This is a genomic window from Pseudomonas sp. A-RE-19 (assembly GCF_019956555.1).
Classification (GTDB): Bacteria; Pseudomonadota; Gammaproteobacteria; order Pseudomonadales; family Pseudomonadaceae; genus Aquipseudomonas.
The window spans coordinates 22,783-41,988 of sequence record NZ_JAHBDQ010000010.1 but is presented as its reverse complement, the minus strand read 5'-3'; the positions used below and the strand labels follow the sequence as shown (position 1 = coordinate 41,988).

The following is a 19,206-nucleotide window of genomic DNA, read 5'->3' as shown; positions in this document are numbered from 1 at the left end:
ACAGAAAATGGGCCTGAATAAACAGTGGATGGAACGCGATCTTGCCGTGTTGTGGCATCCCTGCACCCAGATGAAAGACCACGAACAGCTGCCGCTGATCCCGATCAAACGCGGTGAAGGCGTGTGGCTGGAAGACTTCGAAGGCAAACGCTACCTCGACGCCGTCAGCTCCTGGTGGGTCAACGTGTTCGGTCACGCCAACCCGCGGATCAACCAGCGCATCAAGGATCAGGTCGATCAGCTGGAACATGTGATCCTCGCCGGCTTCAGCCATCAGCCGGTGATTGAATTGTCGGAGCGGCTGGTCAAGATGACGCCTGAAGGCCTGACCCGGTGCTTCTACGCCGATAACGGTTCGTCGTGCATCGAAGTTGCGCTGAAAATGAGCTTTCACTACTGGCTCAACCGCGGCCAGCCGAACAAGAAGCGCTTCGTCACCCTCACCAACGGCTACCACGGCGAGACCATGGCAGCGATGGCGGTGGGTGACGTGCCGCTGTTTACCGAAACCTACAAACCCCTGCTGATGGACACCATCAAGGTGCCGAGCCCCGACTGCTACCTGCGCCCCGAGGGCATGAGCTGGGAAGAACACTCGCGCAACATGTTCGTCGCCATGGAGCAGACGCTGGCCGACAACCACGACACCGTGGCCGCCGTGATCCTGGAGCCGTTGATTCAGGGCGCTGGCGGGATGCGCATGTACCACCCGGTGTATCTCAAGCTGCTGCGCGAAGCCTGTGATCGTTATGGCGTGCACCTGATCCACGATGAAATCGCCGTTGGCTTCGGTCGCACCGGAACCATGTTCGCCTGTGAGCAGGCCGGCATCCGCCCGGACTTCCTCTGTCTGTCCAAGGCCCTGACCGGCGGTTACCTGCCGTTGGCGGCCTGCCTGACCACCGATGAGGTCTACAGCGCGTTCTACGACGACTACCCGACCCTGCGCGCCTTCCTGCATTCCCACAGCTACACTGGCAATCCGCTGGCGTGCGCGGCGGCATTGGCGACGCTGGATATCTTCGAAGAAGACAACGTCATCGAGAACAACAAGGTGCTGGCTCAACGCATGGCCTCCTCCACTGCGCACCTGGCCGATCACCCCAACGTTTCCGAAGTGCGCCAGACCGGCATGGTGCTGGCCATCGAAATGGTCAAGGACAAGGCCGGCAAGACCGCTTACCCGTGGCAGGAACGTCGTGGTTTGAAGGTGTTCCAGCATGCGCTGGAGCGGGGTGCTTTACTGCGGCCGTTGGGCAGCGTGGTGTATTTCCTGCCGCCTTACGTGATTACCCCGGAGCAGATCGATTTCCTGGCCGAGGTGGCCAGTGAAGGCATCGACATCGCCACCCGTGACAGCATCAGCGTGGCGGTGCCGAAGGACTTTCATCCGGGTTACCGTGATCCGGGCTGATTGACTTCACCTAAGCTTCAGCGGTGACCGCACCACCGTCATCGCGGGCAAGCCCGCTCCCACAGGTTCGGCGCAAAACCTGTGGGAGCGGCGATGCGGCGACCCGACTTGCCCGCGATGGGGCCGCCAGACTTCCACACTTTTACAGAGACCATTGATGAGACTGTCCCGCTTCTTTATCGACGCCCCGTTGAGCACCGGCGAACACGAGCTTCCCGAGGCCCAGGCCCATTACATCAGCCGTGTGCTGCGCATGGCCGAGGGTGATGCGGTGCAATTGTTCGACGGTTCGGGCCATGAGTTTCGCGGCGTGCTGGCGGAAGTCGGCAAGAAGCGCGTCGTGGTGCAAATCGATGAGCGCTTCGCCGGGCAGGTCGAGTCGTCGCTTGCCGTCCATCTCGGCCAGGGCTTGTCTCGTGGCGAGCGGATGGACTGGGCGATTCAGAAAGCCACCGAACTGGGCGTCAGCGAAATCACCCCGATATTCACCGACCGCTGCGAAGTCCGCCTCAAGGACGAGCGCGCCGACAAACGCCTGATGCACTGGCGTCAGGTGGCGATCAGCGCCTGCGAACAGTGCGGACGTTCACGGGTGCCGGTGATTCATCCGCCGTTGCTGTTGGCCGACTGGCTGAAGCAAACGGAAGCCGAATTGAAACTGGTGCTGCACCCGGTGGCCGAGCCGCTGGTGAGCCATGCGAAACCGGCGACGCTGGCGTTTCTGATCGGCCCGGAAGGCGGGTTGTCCGATGCAGAGGTTGAGCAAGCCAAGGGAGCCGGTTTTCATGCCGCCCGGCTTGGACCGCGTGTGCTGCGCACTGAGACCGCGCCGGTAGTGGCGTTGGCGGTGGCCCAACAACTTTGGGGTGACTTCTAGGGCCCCATCGCGAGCAGGCTCGCTCCCACAAGGACGCCGCTGCACCTGTGGGAGCGAGCCTGCTCGCGATGGCAGCACCTCGGTCTAAAGGACATAAAACAAAATCGCCACAAAGTGCAGCACGCTCCCGGCAATCACGAACAGATGCCAGACCCCATGGGCATGCCGCAGGCGATGGTCGAGGGCAAAAAAGATAATCCCCACGGTGTACAGCACCCCGCCCGACGCCAGCCAGGTAAAGCCGACAAGCCCCAGCGCGGCCAACAGTGGCTTGACCGCCACCAGCACGATCCAGCCCATCACCGCGTAAATCACGATCGACAGAATCCGCGCCTCCGAGCGGGGTTTGATCTCTTGCAGGATACCGATCAGCGCCAGCCCCCAGACAATCCCGAACAGCGTCCAGCCCCACGGCCCGCGCAGGGTCACCAGGCAGAACGGCGTGTAACTGCCGGCAATCAGCAGGTAGATCGAAAAGTGATCGACCTTCTGCATGATCGCTTTCTTGCGCCCGCGCACGCTGTGGTAAACGGTCGAGGCGCTGTAGAGCACCAGCAAGGTGAACGCGTAAATCGCCACGCTGACGATCTTCCACGGACTGCCGTCCATACTGGCGATCACCAGCAGCCACACACCCCCGACAAACGCCGCAACCGCCCCGACCAAATGCGTCCAAGCGTTCAATCTTTCCCCGTGATACATGCGTTGCTCACCTCAAAATTCATTAACACAAAGCCCCTGTAGGACCGGTGTAGGAGCTATGTAGGAGCTGTGTAGGAGCTGTCGAGTGAAACGAGGCTGCGATCTTTTGATCTTGATTCTAGGTGCCCTTGAAGGTGCTGAAGATCAAAAGATCGCAGCCTCGTTTCACTCGACAGCTCCTACAAGAGCCCCCATGTGCACCGGCAACCTGCCCCGCACCGCCGTCGAGTTACAAACCAGTGCAATGTTTCCGTATAGCGCAGCTCCTACAAAAAGCCATCGAGCCAAACGCCAGCCAATTGGGCACAATCGAGTGATTCGAATAAGAGTCACGCCCATGTTGATCGATGAAGAGTTGACCCTGAAAAAACTCGAGGTGTTCCTGGCCTTCATGCGCACCGGCAACCTGGCCCGCGCCGCCGCCGAGTTGCAGACCAGCAACGTCAGCGTGCACCGCGCCATTCACTCTCTGGAAAGCGCCCTGCGTTGCCCTCTATTCAAGCACGAAGGCCGCAACCTGACCCCACTTGAAAGCGCTTATGTGCTGGAAGAACGGGCGCAGAAGCTGATTCAGGACGTGCTCGAAAGTGTGCGCCTGACCCGTGAAGCTGCCGGGTTCTCCGCTGAGCGCTTCAAGCTTGGGTCACTGTATTCGCTGACGGTGAAGACCGTGCCGCAGCTGATCATGGGCCTGAAAATTCGCCGCAGCGAACTCAATATCGACCTGATCCTGGGCTCCAACATCGACCTGTTGTACAAGCTCAAGAACATGGAAGTCGATGCAATCCTGGTGTCGCTGGACGACAGCGTCAACGACCCGGACTGTGAGCAGATTCAGCTGTTTTCCGATGACATCTTCCTCGCCACCCCGGCTGATTCACCCTTTGCCCAGCGGGCCGAAGTCGATCTGGCCGAGGTGCGTGACGAGACGTTCATCACCTTGACCCAAGGCTTCGCCACGCACCAGGACGGTATTCGGGTATTCAAGCAGGCAGGGTTCGAGCCGAAAGTGGCGATGCAGGTCAACGACATCTTCACCCTGCTGAGCATGGTCAGCTCCGGGGTCGGTTATGCGTTGCTGCCGGGACGGATTGCGGCGGTGTATGAAAACCGGGTGAAGCTGATTCCGTTGCAGGAAAAGTATCGATTGCAGCAGCACATCGGCGTGGTGTTTCTGAAGGCCAAGGAGCGTGACCCGAATTTGCTGGCGCTTTTGGCAGAGTGTCGGATGTATGCCAATCGCCAGGCCTGAGACCGCGTCACGGCTATCGCGAGCAGGCTCGCTCCCACAGGGGATTGCATTCCAATGTGGGAGCGAGCCTGCTCGCGATGGCGCCGGAACAGTCAGCGATAATCTACCGGCTTAACCCACAATCCCGCGAACAATGAAGTACAGCAACGAAGGCCCCAGCAAGCACCCAAGCCCGGTATGGAACGTCGCCGTCAACGCGCCATACGGCACCAGCCTGCGATCCGTCGCCGCCAACCCTGCCGTCACCCCACTCACCGTCCCGGCCAACCCACCAAACACCATGGCCGAGCGCGGGTTATCCAGCCCCATCCAGCGCGCCGCCACCGGTGTGCCGACCATCACCAGAATCGCCTTGATCAACCCGGTGGCAATCGACAACGCCATCACATCGGATGAGGCACCAATCGCAGCACCGGTCACCGGCCCGACGATGTACGTCACCGCGCCTGCGCCAATGGTGGTCATGCTGATCGCATCGCGATAACCGAATACCCAGGCAATGCTCGCCCCGACAATGAACGGCAGGATCGTGCCCAGCAGCAGCGCGATAACACCAATCATCCCGGCCTTTTTCGCTTCCGTGGCCTGCACTTCGAACGCGGTGGCGACGATCGCAAAGTCACGCAGCATGGCGCCGCCCATCAACCCAATGCCGGAAAACAGTGACAAATCCGCCAGGCCCTTTTGCCCGCCGGTCAGGGTGCCGCCGACCCAGGCCAGCACCAGGCCGATGACGATGGCTATCGCCGAGCCGTGAATTCGCCCGAAGGTCAGGCGTTTGGACAGAATCACCGACACCCACATGACCACGCCGACAAAGGCGAACGCTGTGACCAGACTGTTATTTACCAGACCTTTCTCAATGAGTTCCCACATATCAGCGACCTCCTACTGGTGTGCCGAGCGGGGTCACTTGCGCCGGCTCATCGGGCAAGGGCTCGCCTTTGTGGGTGCGGCTGATCAGGGCAATGGTGCAACCGCAGATCACCACCGAACCGATTGCCGCCAGCACCGCCACCGGGCCGCCGTGCAGCGCAGTCACGACGTTCTGCTGTGCTGCCATCGCGACGACCACCGGAATGTACATGGCGCCCCAGAAGCCGACGCCCATCTCGCAATCCTTGGTCATGCCGCCGCGTTTTTGCATCCACAACCGCGCGCAAATCAGCAGGATCATCGCGATCCCGACCCCGCCGACGTTGGATTTCACACCCAACAACACGCCGAGCATGTCGCCCATGATCACCCCTGCCAGCGTACAGATCGCCAACAGCGCCACACCGTAAATAATCATTGTTGTAGTCCTCAAAGTGCATCGTCGGAATTGTTGTTTTTGTCGTTCGCAGCCTGAGTCTCTAGGGTTGGCGGCTTCCCTCCTCACGCAACAGCGCCTGCAAGGTATCGAGCCGCGCACCGTCGAAGGCAATCACGGTGCCCTGCTCGAACACCCGGCGCGCCAGCCCGGTCAGCACCGCACCGGGTGGCAGTTCGATCTGTAGACGTACGCCACGCTCGTAAGCGCTTTGCACCGTGCCGCGCCAATCGACGACGCGGCACATGTTGAACGCCAGGTCGTCGCGCAAGGCTTCGGGATTGATCACGGGCCGGGCGCGACTGCCGCTCAGGTAACCCAGGGTCGGCATTTTCAATTGCACCTTGGCGAAGGCTTCGGCCAGGGTTTTTGCCGGTGTTTCCAGCAGCGGGCAATGGGACGGCACGCTGACCGCCAGGCGTTTGGCCAGCCCGGCGCCACAACCTTTCGCCAAGTCGGCAACCGCTTTCATCGCACCATCACTGCCGGCAATCACCACTTGGTTATCGGCGTTGATATTGGCCAGGTAAACCGGCGTGTCGCGGCTATGAACCTGCGCCAGCAAACCTTCCACCGTCGCCAGATCCAGACCGATGATCGCGGTCATGCCATAGCCCTGAGGATAAGCCTGCTGCATCAGTTCGCCGCGCAGGCTGACCAGATGCAGTGCATCGCTGAAGCTCAAGGCGCCGGCGACCACCGCCGCCGGGTAGGCGCCAATGGACAATCCGGCCACGTAATCCGCGCTCAATAACAACTGACGTGAAGCCGCCACGCCAGCAATCAGCAGGCACAGCTGAACCGCCCTCGTCGACTGCAACGCCTCGGCAGAATCGAGCAGCAAGACGTCTTCGCCAAGTGCCTCACTCGCCTCGATCAGCGTTTCCCGAGGCAAGCGATGGAGCATGCCCGGTTGCTGGGCACCCTGGCCGGGGAACACCAGTAAACTGCTCACGCTGCTTGCTCCTGCGGGTTCCAGGGATCGCTGACCAGGCAGGCGACCTGAGCGTTTTTGAGCAGCACCCGTTGCGACGGGCCAGCCCATTCGCGCAGAGCCACGGCGCCATAAGGTGTCTGCAATTGCATGTCGACCAGACATTCAGCGGCACCGAGAAGCGTCACCAACGCTTGCGCTTGAAGTCGGCTCAACGGTTGCGGTGTACGCAGAATCAAATCGAGATCGCTGCGCTCATGGAGCGCCGCAAAACCGCTGGCCAATTCAAACCCGGTGCTGCCGCTGACACCCCACACCCAACCGCAGGCGTCGAGCATCGGCCGCAGTTGTGCCAGTGCTCGCAGGGCCGGCAGGTCGCGGGTCGTCGCGACACGACAAAGCGCTTCCGGCCTGACCCGACGCGAAATCGCCGTGATCGCCATCGACGTTGCATAACGCTGCTCGCGCAAGCGTCCGCGCACCCCGACCGCGATTTGATCCGGCGCAGTCATCGCACGCCGAACCACCACCGGCTGACCCGCGCTGATCGACTCGACCGCCCACGCAGGCGCATCCGCAGGCAACTGCTGCGGGGTCATCCCCCAGAGCAGGTCGTGGGCCAGAAGCGTGTTCACCACTGCTCTCTCAGCAGTTGGCGAACCTTGCTCGACGCGGCGCGGTTAGTCGCACCCAAGCGACTGCTCAAGTCGCGATGACCGGCGTCGACATCTTCAATCGCCTGAGCCAGACACTCATTCACCCGCGCCAGATCCGCCGTCGTCGGCTGTTCGATCTGGTCCACCGACAAGGTTTCCCAGAGCAAACCCAGGCTGGCAAAGCTGTCGATGTCATAGGCCATCGGCGGCACGCTGGCGGCCAAGGCTTCAAGTTCTTCGACGCTGCGCAACGTCACTCGCGCCGCCGACGCCTTGCCCATCGCATGCACCATCACGCCCGGATCGCGCAACGCGATCAGCCGGTTGGCCTGATAGCCATGCGCGAGAAACGCCCCGGACATCGCCTTGCCCACCAGCAAACCGATCACCGAATGCCCGGCCAGTCGGGCGCGGGCATAACTGTCCGCCGCACCGGCCAGGGCCTGATGAATGCCGAGGGCTTCTTCGCGCCGGCCGTAAGCCTGGCTGGGCACATCGACAATGGCGATCAAGGCGCGTTTTTGAGGTTTGTCATTATCCGCAGCAATGACGTCATCCACCGCTTTGGCCAGGCCCCAGCCTTCCAGCAAACCGACCTCGCCATTGCGGGCGCGGACGAAGCGGTTTTCGGGGTCGGCTACCACTGCGATAAAACGCACGGGTTGATTGCCCAATAAACCATCGGCGACTTTCAACGACGCCGGCAAACCCGCGACCGGTTTCGCGTCGGCACTCAAGGCGTTGAACCAGTTCAAGCCTCTCAGGGAATACGAACTCATGAGCGCTCTCCTTGGTACAGATCGCGAACCGTCGCCGGCTCGATTTGTGGTTCGGCGTCCAGACGCGCCAGCCGTTGCAGGAACCATTCGGCCTGGCGGCTACGTTGTTGTGCCGGCAAACCCTGCTTGAGCAATTCGCCGACCTGTTGCTGAATCTGCGCCACGTCGTCAGCGGCATAGCGATCCACCAACCCACTGGCGAACCGTTGCTCGCCGCCGGTCAGGCTCCAGATAAACGGCCGGTCACGGGAGTCGTATTCCTCAAGCCCGGCTTCCTGCTCGATCACTTGGGGGCCGTTGAGGCCAAGGCGCGCTTCCTGAGTCACCAGCAAATAGCTGCACAACCCCGCGGCAATCGACATGCCGCCGAAGCAACCGACGCTGCCGGCGACTACGCCGACTACTGGTTGGTACTGGCGCAAATCGACAATCGCCGCATGAATATCGGCAATCGCCGCCAGCCCGAGATTGGCCTCCTGCAAACGCACTCCACCGGTTTCCAGCAGCAACACGGCGCGTGTGGGAATGCCTTTGCGGTTGTCCTCGGCGGCCAGTTCCAGCGCACCGGCAATCTTCGCCCCGCCGACTTCGCCCAGGCTGCCACCCTGAAACGCGCCTTCGATGGCCGCGATCACCACCGGCAAACCACCGAGGCTGCCCTTGGCGATCACCACGCCGTCATCGGCTTGCGGCACCACGCCCTGGCGTGACAGCCATGGCGACATGACGCGCTGAAACGGGTCGAGCAGTTCACGAAAAGTACCGGCGTCGAGCAAGGCTTTCGCTCGTTGCCGGGCGCCGAGTTCGACGAAGCTGTGCTTGTGGAGAAGCGCTGCACTGTCAGTCATGGCCGATCTCCTCGAAGCCTTGTTCCAGGCGCAAACGCACCACGCCGGGAGTGGCGCCGAAATCGTGGATATCGATCGCCATCGCGGGCGGTGTCTGGCCGTCGAACATTCGCGCGAACAGATGCTGCCAACGTTGCTCACTGCCGTTGACCGAAGTCTGCACGTGGATCGTCAGCTTGCCCGCCAGCCCCGGTTCGATCAGCACTTCCAGATCGCCCGAGCCCACGCAGCCCACCAGTGCCCTGCCCCGTGGCGGCTGCCCGGCGGGGAATTCAAAGGATAAGGTTTCCATCAAAACGCTCCCTGGAAGATGCCATCGCCCGAGTCGATGCGGTCGATAAACAGGCAGGCTGCAAGCAAGTCCGCAGCGCCGCCGGGCGAGGCATTCAACGCGATTAGTTGTTGGTCCAGCTCATGCAAACGGCGGCGACCGGCCAGGCTCGCACTGCCGCCGGCGTCGAGCACGGCTTGAGCACCAAGTTGCATGGTCTGCAGGCCTTGTTCGCCCGAGCGGTAGAGCACGCAGGTGTCGGCCAGCGTCGTCATGATCGCCAGCAAGGCGTCGAGCCGGGCGTTCTGTTCGCCATGGCCGGCGGCGCGGCTGAGTTTGAGTTGCGGCAGTGCACGCTGAATCACCGCCGGAAAGCCCAGCTGCGCCTCTTCACGGGCACCGCGAGCGCCATAACGTTGGGCCACTTGAGCGCCATGACTCAGGGGACGCGGGGCAAAGCGGTCGTCGAGCAAGGCCAGACGTGCAGCGCGCAAGGTCACGGCGCTTGCTTTGGTATTCGTGCACTCCAGCGCTGCCGCAGCGACCAACAGTCCCAACGCCCAGATTGCCCCACGATGAGTATTCACACCATTGGTGGTAGCAAGCATCGTTTGCTCACCGTCACGACCAATCCGCCCAAGGGCTTCGCGCAGGGGTAAACCGACTTCGCCGAATTCGATGGCCGCTTCCGCCATTGCCTTGAACGCCGGCCACAACGACAGCGCCGAGGCGTGCATCAGGCTCAGGTGTAAATCGGTGTGCGCGCCATTGCCGCGACGGTCGACCAGCGCCGGTTTCGGCGACAGATCGGCTTCGTCGATCAGCGCGTCCACGGCCAGGTCCGCCAGCCGCTCAGTCAGGGTTAAAGGTTTCGGTTGCAGGTTGAATGCGCGCATTACCAGCTCCTGAACTTGGCGGGTGGGTTGTAGAGGCCACCGGACCACTCCACCAGATCGGCCACGCTTTTGGCCGCGAGCAACTCGCGGGTGGCGTCGGTGCGGCGGATGCCGAGGTCTTCGGGCAGGGCAATCAAGCCTTCGCGGCGCATGCGCGCGGTGTCTTTCGGGTTGTGGCGCAGGCCGATGGCGGTTACGCCGGCCACAGCCGCGATCATCGCCTGACGCTCTTCGAGGGAACGGGCCTTGTACAAATAGGCGATGCCTTCTTCGGTCAGCAGGTGAGTGACGTCGTCGCCGTAGATCATGATCGGCGCCAGTGGCATGCCGCTTTTCTTCGCCACGTCCACCGCGTCGAGGGTTTCGACGAAGGTCGGCTTGCCGCCCTCCTGGAAGGTCTCGACCATTTGCACCACGAGTTTCTTGCCGCGTTCGAGCAAGGCTTCGGGTGCATCGTCGTGACGCATGTCGAGCCAGGCCAGTGTGCCGTGACGGCGACCGCGCGGGTCGTGGCCCATGTTCGGCGCCCCCCCGAAACCGGCCAGGCGACCGCGAGTCACGGTGGAGGAATGGCCGTCGCCGTCGACTTGCAGGGTCGCACCGATGAACAGGTCCACCGCGTACTGCCCAGCCAATTGGCAGAACATCCGGTTGGAGCGCAGGGAGCCGTCGCGGCCGGTGAAGAACACATCCGGTCGAGCGGCGATGTAGTTTTCCATGCCCAGTTCAGTGCCGAAACAATGCACGCTTTCGACCCAGCCGCTTTCGATGGCCGGGATCAGGGTCGGGTGAGGATTGAGCGTCCAGTTGCGGCAGATCTTGCCTTTCAAACCGAGGGATTCGCCGTAGGTCGGCAGGATCAGTTCGATGGCCGCGGTGTTGAAACCGATGCCGTGGTTGAGCGACTGAACGTTGTGTTTTTCGTAGATCCCGCGGATCGCCATCATCGCCATCAACACATGCACAGGCTTGATGTGGCGTGGGTCGCGGGTGAACAGCGGTTCGATGTAGAACGGCTTGTCCGCCACCACCACGAAATCGACCCAGGACGCAGGGATGTCGACCCGAGGCAACTCGCTGACGTCGTCCACCAATTGATTGACCTGGACGATGACGATGCCGTCGCTGAAAGCCGCCGGTTCGATCAACGCGGGGGTGTCCTCGGTGCTCGGCCCGGTGTAGATATTGCCCGCGCGGTCAGCCATGAAACCGGCCGAGAGCACGACGTTCGGGATCAAGTCCACCACCAGCCGCGCATAGAGTTCGATGTAGGTGTGGATAGCGCCGATTTCCAGCAGGCCGTCTTCCAGCAACTGGCTGATGCGCAGGCTCTGGGTGCCGGCGAACGAGAAGTCGAGCTTGCGGGCAATGCCGCGCTCGAACAGGTCCAGGTGTTCGGAACGCCCAACGCTGGGCATGATCATGTGCAGATCATGCAGCTTGCCCGGGTCGGCCTTGGCCAGAGAACGAGACAGGAAATCCGCCTGCTTCTGGTTATTGCCCTCCAGCACCACGCGGTCGCCGGGCAGAATCAACGCCTCCAGCGCCGCGACGATCTTGTCGGTGGGCAGCACCACACCGTCGGCTAGATCCTTGACCAACTCGAGACGCCGCTGCTTTTCGCTGCGCCGCCGCGTCCATCGCGAGTCGGGGGATATTGTTGTTGTCATGACCACTCCACGGGTTCGCTGTCGTGGGAGTCACCTTAGGAGCGTTGGGTGGGGGCATCAATCAAGCAGAGTGGTGGATCGTTACGGTCAGGGTAATGGTTGGCGGGATTCGTTGCCCGTGCCGACGCCTTCGCGAGCAAGCCCGCTCCCACAGTGTCCGTGTCGTGCTCAAATTCTGAGTCACCCACAATACCTGTGAGGGGCCCGAACAATCCCCGCAGTTTTCAATGACGGAGCATTTCGTCGCTCATGCAGAGAGCAAACCGATAAGTCCCAAAACAGGAACGATCGGTCCCTTTTTGGGAATCTTCAACCTTTGGGGCTGCTTCGCAACCCAGCGGGAGCAAGCTCCCTCGCCACAGGGAATTCCGACAGCCTGAGGTTTTGTGTTTAAAAGTTTGTCCGCAGAAACGGTGTGAGGCTACACAGTCTGGCGTCGCTGCCTACAGCAATGCCGGAACCCGCTGACTGGTGGGGTTTTGCGCTGAGCTTTATCGTTTGTGGGTCGCTGCCAATTCAGCGACCGGGCCTGGAATCCCGAGGTGTAGAAGGCGCAAAAGCGCCCCTCATGACGTATGCTTGCGCACCTTTAATGTGTGTACTCCGTTATGGCGGCTGTGCGCGGGAGACCTTCGGGTCTGCCGGGTTTTCTCCACCTCGGGTTCCAGCCCGCGTACAGCTGCCACCCCTTCGGCTGGAACCGAGGGAGCAGCTGAAAATCATTACTGGAGATTCACTATGTTCAAAGCTACTCCCAACCCGCCAGAATCCGGGACCGATTCCCATGCATCCCTCGATGCAGAAAAAATGAAGGAAGCCGCCGACCGCGCCTTCTCCCATTACTTCCCGTCCCCCCACGAAAAACCGGCCAAACGCCGTAAGTCCCAGCTCTTCACTGTCTCCCCCGATATCGACACCGAAGCCCTTCTGGCCAATGCCTCCGAAGACCTGCTGTCCATCAGCGCCATTGCTGCCGATCTGGCGGACGATGTGGAAGGCTCACGCCGCTCTGTCGCCTTGGCGCTCAGCCGTTTGGCAGATGGCGTGCAGTTGTTGGTGGAGCGAGTGCTGGATCATCATGAGTCGTTGCAGATGAAGGCTCGGGCCGGGGTTTAACAGTGAGGTTTTTGGTAAGTTGAAGACAGCCTTCGCGGGCAAGCCTCGCTCCTACACGGTTTTGTGCACGCCGCAGATCCAATGTAGGAGCGAGGCTTGCCCGCGAAGGGGCCAGTCAGACCAACCCAGCACTCACAAGCAACTCCTCCAACGCCAACAAATCCGGCACCTTCGCCACTTGCTCCCCCACCTGTACCGCCGCCTGCTCCAGCGCACACAACGGCACGTCGACATAACTCAACTGACTGTCGAGCTTGTAAGACCGCGGAATCCCCTGCACCAGCAGCGCAATGAACTTCAGCTCAGGCCGCCCGCCGAGGGCGTTGAGGATGACGATCCGCGCTCGCTCACCGATCACCACTTTGTTGCCACACGCCGATTCGAAACTGAGCAACGGAATCTGCCGGTTTCGCCACGTCACCCGCCCCAGGTACCACGGCGGAGTATCGAGATCGAAAGCTCCCGGCTGATAGTCGATGAGTTCGGCGACGGCGACGTTGGGCAGGATCAGGTTGCGGTCGGCCAGGGGCAGCAGCAGGCCAGTAAGATTGCTGGAGCGGTGCTCATGCATGGGTTTTGCTCCACCGGGCGATGCTGTCGAGCAGCACCGATTCCTGATACGGCTTGCCAAGGTAGTCGTTGACGCCGATGGCCATGGCGCGGTCGCGGTGTTTTTGGCCGGTACGGGAGGTGATCATGATGATCGGCAGATGCCGCAAACGCTCGTCGGCGCGTACCTGGGTCGCCACTTCGAAGCCGTCCATGCGCGGCATTTCGATGTCCAGCAGCATCAGGTCGGGCATGTGCTCTTCGAGCAGCAACATGGCGTCGACCCCGTCCTTGGCGGTCAGCACATTCATGCCGTGGCGTTCCAGCAGACGGCTGGTGACCTTGCGCACGGTGACCGAATCGTCGACCACCAGCACCAGCAAGGGTCGTTGCGACTCAGGCTCTACGTCCTGCGTCACCGGTCGTTGCGGCACCCGCGCTTGCATCGCGCGGATCGGCGCCAGCAAGTCGAGAATCAGCACCACCCGGCCATCGCCCAGAATCGTCGCGCCGGACAAACCCTGCACCGCGGCGAACTGCGGGCCGAGGCTTTTGACCACGATTTCCCGGGTGCCCGCCATGGCATCCACTTGCACCGCGACATGTCGCTCGTTGCACTGCACCAGCAATACCGGCAACGGCAGGCTCTGGCCCAGCAGTTTCGGGCGGGTGCTGGTTTTCAGCAGCTCGCCGAGATAGCACAACTCATAACGTTGCCCGGCGTATTCGTAGGTCGGCGGATCGAGGCGGTAATGCCCTTCGAGTTCGTTGGGCAACACCCGAACGATGCCGTCGATGGTGTTCAGCGGGATCGCGTATTGATCATCCCCGCACTGCACCATCAACGCGCGGTTGACCGACACGGTGAACGGCAGGCGAATCCGGAAATGCACGCCCTGCCCCGGCACAGAGTCGATGGTCATGCTGCCGCCGAGCTGCCGGACCTCTTCGTGAACCACGTCCATGCCCACGCCACGCCCGGAGATCTGAGTGATTTTTTCGGCGGTGGAGAACCCCGGCTGCAGAATGAATTGCAGCACGTCGCGGTCGCTGATGTCGCTGTCCGGGTGGAGCAAACCGCGCTTGATCGCCTTGCGCCGCACGGCGTCCAGCGGCACACCGGCACCGTCGTCGCGGATGTCGAAAATGATGTCGCCACCCTCTCGGGACAAGTCCAGGGTGATCTTGCCTTGGGCCGGTTTGCCAGCCGCGATACGCACCTCGGCCGATTCCAGCCCATGGTCGACGGCGTTGCGCAGCATGTGTTCCAGCGGCGCGGCCATGCGTTCGAGGACGTTGCGGTCCATCTCGCCTTCGGCGTTGCCGACGACGAAGTCCACGTCCTTGCCCAGTTCGCTGGCGACCTGACGAACAATGCGCTTCAAACGTGGCAGCATCCGCTCGAACGGCACCATGCGCGTACGCATCAGGCCTTCCTGCAATTCGGTGTTGATGCGGCCTTGCTGTTGCAGCAGGTTTTCCGCGTCCTGATTACGCCGCTCGAGGGTTTCCTTGAGGTCGAGCAGGTCGGAGGCAGACTCGAACAGCGCCCGCGACAGCTGCTGCAGCTGCGAGTGACGGTCCATCTCCAGCGGGTCAAATTCTTCGTACCCCAGGCGTTCGGCGTCGACTTGCTGACGGCTGAGAATCCGCCCCTGGGTTTCGGTATCGAGGCGGCGCAACTGGTCGCGCATGCGTTCGATGGTGGTTTCCATCTCGCTCAGGGCTACCCGTGCGTCGTTGACCTGTTGTTCGATGCGGCCGCGAAAGATCGAGGTTTCCCCGGCCAGATTGACCAGATCGTCAAGCAGCTCCGCCGAAACCTTGACCGTGTCGGCGCCTTCGGCTTGCGGTGCGGCTGATTCCGCTTTGGGGGCGGCGGGCATCACCACCGGTGCCGGAGTTTCGGACACCGCCGGATGGCTGAAATTCTTGATCGCATCGATCAGTCGATCGGCCGGTGGCAATGGTTGACCGGCACGGGCGGCGTCGAGCATCTGCGCCAGTCGGTCATGGCTGCGTTGCAACAACGAGAATAGCTCGGCGGTGGGTTGCAGCACGCCAGCCGACAAGCCTTCGTAGAGGAATTCCAGTTCGTGGGCCAGGTCGCCAATCGGGGCGATCTCCACCATCCGCGCACCGCCCTTGAGGGTATGCAGGTCGCGCAGCAGGGTTTCCACTTCCTGGCGATTCGAAGGCTCGGCCTGCCAGCGCAGCAGCGCCGCGCCGGAGTTTTCGATGATGTCGAAACCTTCCTCGAGGAAGATCTCCAGAAGCTCGGGATCATGAGCCGCCGAGTCATTGCTGGCCGCCGGTTCGATCACCTCGGCACTGCCGGCATTGCCCTGACGAAATTCACGAATAGCCTCGATCAATTCGCCCGGATCGCCCAACGGACGGTTGTGCTGCAACTGTTCAAGGAGCATGGCCAGTCGGTCATGGCTCTGTTGCAGCAACTGCGCCAGCGCTTCGCTGTAGCTGTAACGGCGGTCCACCAAGCCTTCGTAAAGACTTTCCAGTTCATGGGCCAGGTCGCCGACCGGTTCGACTTCGGCCATCCGCGCACCGCCCTTGAGGGTGTGCAAATCGCGCTGCAAGGACAACAGCGGCGCGGCGTTATCCGGGTCGCTCAACCAGCGCTGCAAGGCCTGGCCGGCGCTTTCGAGAATATCCACCGCTTCTTCAAGGAAGATCGAAACGATTTCGTCGTCCAGCTCCACCTGACTTGCCGCCTGTTCCAGCTCGGCCGTGGCACTGCCCAGCTCGCGAATGCTCAGGGCGCGGCTGCCGTCACTGCGAATCAGGCCCATGGAGGATGGGTCGAGACTCTCATCGAGCAGGCCGCGCAAGGCCCGCACCCGCTGCGGTTGCGCAGTGACTTCCTGGCCGGCGGCCAGTTCGTCGAGCATGTTGATCAGCGCTTCGTGGGCACTTTGCGCCTCGTGGAAAAAACTGTCGCTGACCGCCAGGCTGCTTTCTTCCACAGCGCCATAGAGATCGAGCAAGGCTTCACAGAGTTCATCCACCGGATGCAGATCGGCCAGGTGTGCGCCTTCGCCGAGGGTGGTCAGTTCGTCCAGCAGCGCGCTGAGCTCCTGCCGCTCGCCGGGATGTTGCTGCCAGCGCTGCAACAGGCTTTCGGCGTCCAGCAGGATGTCCATGCCCTGGGCAAGAAAGTTGTTGATCAGTTGCGGATCGCGCTTGATGCGCAGCCCCGTATTGGGCGCGTTCAAGAGGCTGTGCAGACGCTCGGCCAGCACGGCCTGGGTTCGCTCGATCAACGAGCGGGCATCGGGAATTTCGGCCAGCGGGTCGCTCTTGAGCTGGCGCAGCCCAAGACGAAACAGCCCTTCGGCTTCCAGCAGCAATTCGACTTCGTCCAGATCAAGGGCAATCCGGTGCGCCTTGTACTCCCGGGCCAGTTGATCCAGCGCCGCCGCCAGCTCGACGATCGGCAGCACGCCGGCCATCGAGGCGCTGCCCTTGAGGGTGTGCAAGGCTCGCTGCAACTCGTCGCTGGCCTGAAGCGGCACATGCTCGGCGGCCTGATCGAGGAAGCGATTGAGGCTGTTCAAATGGGTCTCGGCTTCGTTGCGGAAGATCTCCAGCAACAGGGGATCGAGCGCCGCGACATCCTGCGCGTCCTCATCGGACACCGGCTTATCACCCTTGGCGAGCGTATGGGCACGGGCGGCCAATTGGTCGACATCGTTACGCTGGCGCTGGGCATGGGCGGCGAACTCGGCCACCAGTTCCGGCAGCAGCTTCAGCGCATCGCCCACCAGGTGTTGCACCGCAGGCGAAGGTGCAATGCTGTGATCGAGCACGCGGTTGAGCAGGTTTTCCACCGCCCAGGCCAGCTCGCCCAGCACCAGCGCGCGGACCATCCGGCCACTGCCCTTGAGGGTGTGGAAGGCGCGGCGCAGTTCACTCAAGGCCGATGGGCTATCGGGATTGGCCGACCAGCGCGGCAAGTATTCCCGGAGAATTTCCAGAACCTCATCGGTCTCTTCGAGGAAGACTTCCCGCAGCTCATCGTCCACCGGTTCTTCACCGACGGGCGGCGGTAGCAGGCTACCCGGCGTTGCCAGCGCCGGCGGGTTGACAGACGACACGGGGCTGGCCAGCACACCGGCCAATGACTGGACGATCTCGGGGTCGTCCAGCTCCTGCATGTCTTGCATGACCAACGCTTCACTGGGGCTGAGCACATCCTCAAGCGTCGGCACGAGCTGTTCACTGGGAAAGAAACCGAGTGAAACCAGGCCTTTTTCCGCGACATCGAGCAGTTGTTCCCCGGGCGCTTCAGGGTCGTCGCCGAGGCGCTCCAGGTAATACTCGATGCTGGTGATGACGTCGGCCAGGCTGTCCAGTTGCTGCCAACCGGGCTGGTCCGGGTCCACCAGCAGATGCTCGCGGATGAAGCTGTTGCAGGCCTCGACCAGACTCGCCGCGCGGGCCAACGGAATCATTGCCAGCGCTCCGCGCACTTGGGTCAGCAACGCCGGCAAGGGTTGCAAATGCTGGCGGTCCCAGTCGGCGTCGATGTAGTCGACGATCATGTCCTTGGCCTGTTGCAGACAGATGCGCGCTTCCTTGATCACGATCTGGTGGATCTGCGTCAGGTCGGTGGTCGGCAGACGGCTGTCTTCCTGGCTTTGCGGCTCCACAGTGCCGACCATGCCGGCCAGGGTCGCCTCGACGTAGAGCAAAGCCCCGGCGACGTCCATGAGAATCGCGTCGTTGGGTTCGCGCTGGCCCTGGGCGAGGCTCAGCACCACCGCCAATTGATCGATGATGACCTTGCGTGGCTGGCCGAACCCGAGCACCGCCAGGGTGTCGGCGATTTGCCGCAGGGGTGCCAGCAAGCTTTCGAGGTCCGAGGTGTGCTGACGGTCGCTGCGCACGAACAAGTCCAGGCGCTCCTTGACCCGCACCAGCTCTTCGCACAGCGCCGCCAATACCGAACGCATGGCGTCGCGGTCAGGGCCGGCCAGCCGTGCCCTTTCTTCATCGACCATCGCGCTGGTGGGTAGCGCATCGTCAAGTGAGTAGCGATCTTTCATGGTCAGCATCTGCCCGGTGGGGTGTTCGGCCTTGGCAATATAGAACAACAAACTCTTGAGCAGCTCTGGCGGCGCCGGTTGATTGATGCCAGGCATGCCTTGTTCGAGCAAACGCTTGAGCTCTTTGTCGGCGTCCTTGAACAGGCTGCGCAACGCCGGGCTGTTGGCGATCGAGCCGTTGCGCATGCCTTCGACCAGTGCCGACGCGACTTGCCACAACGGGCTCAGGGGCGCATTGGCGCATAGTCCTTCGAGACGCGAAAAAACCCTGGCCAGGTAAGCAACGTGAGTGTCGTCATCCTGCTCACGCAGCAAGCCGACCAGCGCCATCTGCAACATCTGCCGCAATTTGCGCAGCACATTCGGCAAGTCGGGCGGTTCCAGCAGCGCCAGGGCATCTTCGCTCAGGGGCGGCAGCTCTGGCAGTTGCGGGCTGAACAGACTGGTTTCCGACAGCAGCTTTTCGCCACGGGCGCTGCGCAAATCGTTGATCAGCGGCAACACCACCAGCGGCAAATCACGGCGGGCGCCTTGCACCCGGTCGAGGTAAGTCGGCAATTGCCCCACGGCTTGCAGCAACAGATGGACCGCCTCGTCGCGATGGCTGACGCGGTTCTGCTGCAAGGCGATGGTCAGTTGCTCGATCTCTTCGGCGAGCAGTGCCGCGCCGTAGAACTCGACCATCTGCAAACTGCCGTGAACCTGATGGACACAGGCCAGACACTCACTCAGCGCATGCGTCGCCTGCGGGTCGTCGATCAGGGTTTCGATCGCCTGATGAGCCTGCTTCAGCGTTTCGGCAATCTCGCCTTTGACCCATTCGAGGGCCACATAGTCGTGCCGATCACCCATAACCACTCCGAT

Annotated in this window: 16 protein-coding genes; 4 read left to right on the top strand and 12 right to left on the bottom strand. The window is 62.0% G+C overall.

What is annotated here, in order from left to right:
- The first annotated feature begins 7 nt into the window (after positions 1–7).
- Both KGB14_RS07600 and KGB14_RS07595 read left to right on the top strand, forming a co-directional pair.
- Positions 8–1,414 (top strand): adenosylmethionine--8-amino-7-oxononanoate transaminase, encoded by a 1,407-nt coding sequence (locus KGB14_RS07600; RefSeq protein WP_223485353.1) that lies wholly within the window; start codon positions 8–10, stop codon positions 1,412–1,414.
- 157 nt (positions 1,415–1,571) lie between these two features.
- Complete coding sequence (locus KGB14_RS07595) at positions 1,572–2,291, top strand: 16S rRNA (uracil(1498)-N(3))-methyltransferase (protein WP_223485351.1); 720 nt, start codon at positions 1,572–1,574, stop codon at positions 2,289–2,291.
- Positions 2,292–2,375: 84 nt separating this feature from the next.
- On the opposite strand, the gene trhA is transcribed toward KGB14_RS07595, so the two are convergent.
- Positions 2,376–2,993, bottom strand: coding sequence for a PAQR family membrane homeostasis protein TrhA (trhA, locus tag KGB14_RS07590; protein WP_223485349.1), 618 nt, complete (start codon positions 2,991–2,993; stop codon positions 2,376–2,378).
- A gap of 337 nt (positions 2,994–3,330) precedes the next feature.
- On the opposite strand from trhA, the gene KGB14_RS07585 reads away from it, so the two are divergent.
- The gene (locus KGB14_RS07585) at positions 3,331–4,245 is read left to right on the top strand and encodes a LysR substrate-binding domain-containing protein (protein ID WP_223485347.1); all 915 of its coding nucleotides are present in this window, start codon (positions 3,331–3,333) and stop codon (positions 4,243–4,245) included.
- 111 nt (positions 4,246–4,356) lie between these two features.
- On the opposite strand, the gene madM is transcribed toward KGB14_RS07585, so the two are convergent.
- From madM to mdcA, 9 genes are all read right to left on the bottom strand, one after another.
- A complete protein-coding gene (gene madM, locus KGB14_RS07580) occupies positions 4,357–5,121 on the bottom strand; it encodes a malonate transporter subunit MadM (RefSeq protein ID WP_223485345.1) in 765 nt (254 codons plus the stop codon).
- Between the two features lies 1 nt (position 5,122).
- A complete protein-coding gene (madL, locus tag KGB14_RS07575; protein WP_223485342.1) occupies positions 5,123–5,539 on the bottom strand; it encodes a malonate transporter subunit MadL in 417 nt (138 codons plus the stop codon).
- Positions 5,540–5,600: 61 nt separating this feature from the next.
- Positions 5,601–6,512 carry a malonate decarboxylase subunit epsilon gene (gene mdcH / locus KGB14_RS07570; protein WP_223485340.1) on the bottom strand — a complete coding sequence of 304 codons (912 nt, stop codon included), beginning with the start codon at positions 6,510–6,512 and terminating at the stop codon, positions 5,601–5,603.
- Positions 6,509–7,129, bottom strand: a complete 621-nt coding sequence (locus KGB14_RS07565) for a malonate decarboxylase holo-ACP synthase (RefSeq protein WP_223485338.1) — start codon at positions 7,127–7,129, stop codon at positions 6,509–6,511. Before KGB14_RS07565 ends, mdcH begins: the two co-directional genes overlap by 4 nt.
- Positions 7,123–7,926, bottom strand: a complete 804-nt coding sequence (gene mdcE, locus KGB14_RS07560; RefSeq protein ID WP_223485336.1) for a biotin-independent malonate decarboxylase subunit gamma — start codon at positions 7,924–7,926, stop codon at positions 7,123–7,125. The genes KGB14_RS07565 and mdcE overlap by 7 nt, the downstream gene beginning before the upstream one ends.
- Complete coding sequence (locus KGB14_RS07555) at positions 7,923–8,774, bottom strand: biotin-independent malonate decarboxylase subunit beta (RefSeq protein WP_223485334.1); 852 nt, start codon at positions 8,772–8,774, stop codon at positions 7,923–7,925. Before KGB14_RS07555 ends, mdcE begins: the two co-directional genes overlap by 4 nt.
- Positions 8,767–9,066, bottom strand: a complete 300-nt coding sequence (locus KGB14_RS07550; RefSeq protein WP_223485332.1) for a malonate decarboxylase subunit delta — start codon at positions 9,064–9,066, stop codon at positions 8,767–8,769. The genes KGB14_RS07555 and KGB14_RS07550 overlap by 8 nt, the downstream gene beginning before the upstream one ends.
- Positions 9,066–9,941, bottom strand: coding sequence for a triphosphoribosyl-dephospho-CoA synthase (locus KGB14_RS07545; RefSeq protein WP_223485330.1), 876 nt, complete (start codon positions 9,939–9,941; stop codon positions 9,066–9,068). Before KGB14_RS07545 ends, KGB14_RS07550 begins: the two co-directional genes overlap by 1 nt.
- Positions 9,941–11,611 (bottom strand): malonate decarboxylase subunit alpha, encoded by a 1,671-nt coding sequence (mdcA, locus tag KGB14_RS07540; protein ID WP_223485327.1) that lies wholly within the window; start codon positions 11,609–11,611, stop codon positions 9,941–9,943. The genes KGB14_RS07545 and mdcA overlap by 1 nt, the downstream gene beginning before the upstream one ends.
- A gap of 738 nt (positions 11,612–12,349) precedes the next feature.
- Here mdcA and KGB14_RS07535 point away from each other — a divergent pair.
- The gene (locus KGB14_RS07535) at positions 12,350–12,727 is read left to right on the top strand and encodes a DUF6124 family protein (protein WP_223485325.1); all 378 of its coding nucleotides are present in this window, start codon (positions 12,350–12,352) and stop codon (positions 12,725–12,727) included.
- A gap of 115 nt (positions 12,728–12,842) precedes the next feature.
- On the opposite strand, the gene KGB14_RS07530 is transcribed toward KGB14_RS07535, so the two are convergent.
- Positions 12,843–13,298, bottom strand: coding sequence for a chemotaxis protein CheW (locus KGB14_RS07530; protein WP_223485323.1), 456 nt, complete (start codon positions 13,296–13,298; stop codon positions 12,843–12,845).
- Positions 13,291–19,194, bottom strand: coding sequence for an Hpt domain-containing protein (locus KGB14_RS07525; RefSeq protein WP_223485321.1), 5,904 nt, complete (start codon positions 19,192–19,194; stop codon positions 13,291–13,293). The genes KGB14_RS07530 and KGB14_RS07525 overlap by 8 nt, the downstream gene beginning before the upstream one ends.
- Between the last annotated feature and the right edge of the window lie 12 nt (positions 19,195–19,206).